Below are 4784 nucleotides of genomic sequence, written 5' to 3'. Positions count from 1 at the left end.
CCGGTCGCCAGCCCGTCCGCCCAGCTAAGCGCGGTGGACGCGTGCTGGTTCTCCACGACGTCGTGCGCCGACTCGGCCCGGGACGGGTATCCGGACAGCCCGCCCTGCCGGCGCAGGCGGCTGAAGTCCTGCCGCCCGGTCAGCATCTTGTGGACGTACGACTGGTGGCCGACGTCGAAGACGATCGCGTCCTGCGGCGAGTCGAACACGCGGTGGATGGCGATCGTGAGCTCCACGACGCCGAGGTTCGGGCCGAGGTGGCCGCCGGTCCGCGACACCGTCGCCACGAGATGGCTCCGGATCTCCGCTGCCAGCCGGGGAAGCACCGCGGGATCGAGGCTCTTCAGGTCGTCCGGTCTGTGGATCGAGGCCAGCACGGTCATCTACGTTTCCCCCAGAAGGTAGTGGCCAGCCTCAGCGCGGCGACGACCAGTCGGTCCTGATGTGGTCCAGGTGGGCGCGCATGAGGGTCTCGGCCGTGGCGCGGTCGTGGGCCGCGATCGCGTCCAGCAGCGGGCGATGCTCGGCGGCGGACGCGACCAGGTCGCCGCTCTCGGCCAGTGCACGCAGGTTGAACAGGCGCGTCTGGTCGCGGAGCCGGGCCACCTGCTCGGTGAGCCGCCGATTGCCGCAGGTGTCGACCAGCAGCAGGTGGAACCGGCGGTCGGCGTCGAGGTTGCCCGCGAGATCGCCGGCGCCGGCGGTGGACTCGATCCGCTCGACCAGCTCGTACAACGCGCCGAGCCGGTCGGTGAGGTCCCGCTCGGCGGCCAGGCCCGCGGCCGGCACCTCGAGCAGGTACCGCAGCTGGGTGATCTCCGCCAGGTCCGCCTCGGTCAACGCCACCACCCGGTAGCCGCGGTTCGGGACGACCTCCATCAGGCCGTCGTCGGTGAGGGCGAGCATGGCTTCGCGCACCGGGCTGTTCGACACGCCCAGCTCCGCGGCGAGCGAGGCGGCCGAGTAGACGACGCCGGGTTCGAGCTGGCCCGTCACGAGCGCCTGACGGAGCGCGGTCAGCACCTGATCGCGCAGGCTCGTGCGCTGCAGGGACGCGGATGCGGATAGGACCGGCATGGTCGATAAAATATTACCGTTGACCCGCCACCGCAAGGACCGCAGCTCAGGGCCTGACGGCGCGCCGCCCGCCGAGCGTGCTCTCGCGGGTGACGAGCCGGAACGGCGGCTGCACGTCGTACGGCGGCCCCACTGGCTTCCCCTCGATCCGGTCAACGAGCCGCCGCACCGCCAACCGTCCGATATGTTCCTTGTCCGGCGAGATGGTGGTCAGCGTCGGGCTGCTGAACCGCCCCTCCTCGATGTCGTCGATGCCGATCACCGCGACGTCCTCCGGGATCCGCAGCCCCGCCTCCAGCACCGCCCGCATCGCGCCGATCGCGACGAGGTCGTTGTAGGCGAACACGGCGTCCGGCGGCTGCGTGCGTGCCAGCAGGTCGCGCATCGCCAGCAGCCCGTCGCCGCGGCCGAACGCCGTGGTCGGCGCCGCCAGCGCCGGGTCCCAGGGCAGGCCCGCGCCGGCCAGCGCCTCCCGGTAGCCGCGCAGCCGCAGGTGGGCCGACTGCCGGTGGTCGCCGGCCTGCGCGCCGATGAACGCGATCCGCCAGCGGTCCAGCGACACCAGGTGCTGCACCGCGACATGGCTCGCGGCGATGTTGTCGATCGCGATGTGATCATGGGGTACGTCGTAGACGCCCTCGCCGATCAGCACCATCGGCGTGCTCGGCGGGCCGGCCAGCACCTCCTCGCGGGACACCGCCACGGGGCTGAAGATCAGGCCGTCGAAGGTCTGCCGGCGCGAGTTGTCGATCATCATGACCTCGCGCTCGTACGACCCGGCGGTGTCCTCCATCACGAGGGTGTAGCCCAGCCCGGCCGCCTCCCGGATCGCCGCGCCGGCCAGCTCGGCGAAGTACGGGTTGTCCAGCTCCGGGATCGCCAGCGCGATGAGGCCGCTGCGGCCCAGCCGCAGGTGCCGGGCGCTCAGGTTGGGCGCGTAGCCCAGCTCGTCGATCGCCGACTGCACCCGTTGCCGGGTCTCCTCGCCGACCGGCCGGTAGCCGTTGACCACATTGGACACCGTCGACAGCGAGACGCCGGCCCGCGCCGCGATGTCCTTGAGGCTCACGCCCACGTACGCACCTGGTCGACGGCGCCGTACCGGCGGCTCCGTACCGTCATGTGAGATCTCCTCTTGCCTATGAGCGGGCGGTGCGATGGAGATGTAGATATTGATGAACGCCCATTGACTGGCGAGTCCGGCGGGCTCTATAACGTTATACAGCTGGCTGTCGATGTCTACAAGATGGCCGCCAGGTGCTCGTCGGCCGACCACTTCTGGCCGATCTACGCAGAGATGGAGCTGGTATGAACCCGTCCCGTCGTACCACCGTCCTCGCGGTCCTGGCCCTGGCCGCAGGCCTGCTCGCGGTGCCCGCCGCCGCGCAGGCCGCACCGGCCAAGCCACCGCCGCTGACCACGCCGTGGACCGCGCAGGCGCTCAACGGCACGCCGCTGCCGGAGTACCCGCGGCCGCAGATGACCCGGCCCGACTGGCAGAACCTCAACGGCGAGTGGCAGTTGCGCCAGTCGGCGACCGACGACGCGCCGCAGTTCAACACGAACCTGCCGGAGCGGGTCAACGTGCCCTTCCCGGTGGAGTCGGCGCTGTCCGGCGTGATGCGGGCTCCGGGCGACAACCGGAACTATCTCTTCTACCGGCGTACGTTCACCGTGCCGGCCGGCTGGTCGGGGCGGCGGGTGCAGCTGCACTTCGGCGCCGTCGACTACCAGACGACGGTCTGGGTCAACGGCCAGCAGGTCGGCTCGCACACGGGTGGCTATGACGCCTTCACGTTCGACGTGACGCCGGCCTTGAACGGCGGCACGAACGAGCTCGTCGTCAAGGTCTGGGATCCGAGCGACACGCGGCAGAACGGGAGCCTGCCGCCGATCGGCAAGCAGACCAAGACGCCGAACGGGATCTTCTACACGCCCAGCTCGGGCATCTGGCAGACCGTGTGGCTGGAGCCGACGCCGGTGTCGTCGATCAGCTCGGTGGACCTGTATCCCAACCTTTCCAACAACACGCTACGGGTACGGGTCTTCACTCGCGGCTCCGTCGCCGGTTTCTCGGTGTTGGCGGAGGCGCTCAACGGGTCCACTGTGGTGGGCTCGACGGTCGGCGGTTTCACCGAGTTCGCGGTGCCGGTGCCCTCCGCGCGACGCTGGTCGCCCGACGACCCGTTCCTCTACAACCTGCGGGTGGTCCTGCGTAACTCGTCGGGTGCGGTCGTCGACCAGACCATGCACTACTTCGGCATGCGGGAGATCACGACGGGCCTGGTCAACGGGGTGCGACGGCCGCTGCTCAACGGCCAGTTCGTCTTCCAGACCGGCACGCTGGACCAGGGCTACTGGCCCGACGGCGTCTACACCGCGCCGACCGACGCGGCCCTCGCCTTCGACCTGCAGAAGCACAAGGACCTGGGCTTCAACATGGTGCGCAAGCACATCAAGGTGGAGCCGCAACGCTGGTTCTACCACGCGGACCGGCTGGGCGTGCTCGTCTGGCAGGACGTGCCGTCGCTGACCGCGCAGAACATCGACGCGAACGCCGCACAGCAGGCCCAGTTCGAGGCCGAGGCGCGGGAGATCGTCAACGAGCACCGGTCGTCGCCGGCGGTCGTCGCGTACACGGTCTACAACGAGGGCTGGGGCGAGCGCTCACTGGCCGACACCCAGCGGGTCGGTGCGGCGGTCAAGGCCCAGGACCCGGCGCGGCTCGTCAACGTCCACAGTGGCTACAACTGCTGCCAGTCGCTCGGCAACCCCGGCAACGGCGACATCGACGACTGGCACATGTATCTCGGCCCGGACTCGCCGCTGGCCTCGTCGCGGATCGCGGTGCTCGGTGAGTTCGGTGGTCTCGGCCTGCACACCCCGGGCCACGAGTGGAGCCCGAGCGGCAGCTTCTTCGCCTACGAGTGGCAGGCGAACGCGACGGCGCTGACGGACCGGTACGTCGGGCTCGTTGCCGGCGTGCAGAACCTGATGCTCGGGCGAGGGCTGTCGGCGGCGATCTATACGGAGATCACCGACCTGGAGGGCGAGCTGAACGGGTTCGTGACCTACGACCGTCAGGTCGTGAAGATGGACCAGAACCGGGTGCGCGCGGCCAACCAGGCGCTGATCGCGGCGTCCCGGTCGTTGCCGGCGCTGGCCCCGACCACGCTGCCGGTCAACCAGCGGCGGTCGCTCCAGGTGACGACGCCGGGCTACACGAACCGCTACCTGCGGCACCAGAACAGCCTGGCGTACACCGAGGTGGTCACGGCCTCGTCGCCGGCGTTGCTGAAGAACGACGCGACGTACACGATCCGCCCGGGCCTGGCCGACGCGTCCTGCTACTCCTTCGAGTCGGTCAACTTCCCGGGCCAGTTCCTGCGGCACGCCAACTCGCGGGTCCAGAACTCGCCGAACGACGGCTCGGCCCTGCTGCGGGCCGACGCGACCTGGTGCGCCCGAACGGCCCTGACGGGCGCGGGCGTGTCCCTGGAGTCCTGGAACTTCCGCGGCTCGTACCTGCGGCACCACAACTCGGAGGTGTGGCTGTCGAACGGCGCGGGCGGCGCGGCCTACAACTCGCCGACGTCGTGGACGGCCGACAGCAGCGGCGCGGCGGGCGGTGCGGCCCCGCCACCGCCGGCGAAGGCGGCCGACCCGATGTTCGTCCTCGTGCACCTGGCGACCGAGGCCGGTGACCA

4 protein-coding genes are annotated in these 4784 nt (G+C 70.3%); 1 reads left to right on the top strand and 3 read right to left on the bottom strand.

Annotated elements, in window-relative coordinates:
• The 3 genes from AB0H87_RS38215 to AB0H87_RS38205 all read right to left on the bottom strand — a co-directional run.
• Positions 1 to 383 (bottom strand): 1-deoxy-D-xylulose-5-phosphate synthase N-terminal domain-containing protein (locus AB0H87_RS38215; RefSeq protein WP_360157513.1); only part of this gene is annotated, 383 nt, incomplete at its 3' end.
• Between the two features lie 31 nt (positions 384 to 414).
• Positions 415 to 1077, bottom strand: coding sequence for a GntR family transcriptional regulator (locus tag AB0H87_RS38210; RefSeq protein ID WP_360157510.1), 663 nt, complete (start codon positions 1075 to 1077; stop codon positions 415 to 417).
• A gap of 46 nt (positions 1078 to 1123) precedes the next feature.
• The gene (locus tag AB0H87_RS38205; protein WP_360157507.1) at positions 1124 to 2152 is read right to left on the bottom strand and encodes a LacI family DNA-binding transcriptional regulator; all 1029 of its coding nucleotides are present in this window, start codon (positions 2150 to 2152) and stop codon (positions 1124 to 1126) included.
• A 233-nt stretch (positions 2153 to 2385) separates the two neighbouring features.
• On the opposite strand from AB0H87_RS38205, the gene AB0H87_RS38200 reads away from it, so the two are divergent.
• On the top strand, positions 2386 to 4784 hold a 2399-nt coding region (locus AB0H87_RS38200; protein ID WP_360157504.1), incomplete at its 3' end, for an AbfB domain-containing protein.

Source organism: Asanoa sp. NPDC050611, assembly GCF_040654855.1.
In the GTDB taxonomy this organism is placed as follows: Bacteria; Actinomycetota; Actinomycetes; order Mycobacteriales; family Micromonosporaceae; genus Asanoa.
This window is presented reverse-complemented; position numbering and strand designations above follow the sequence as displayed.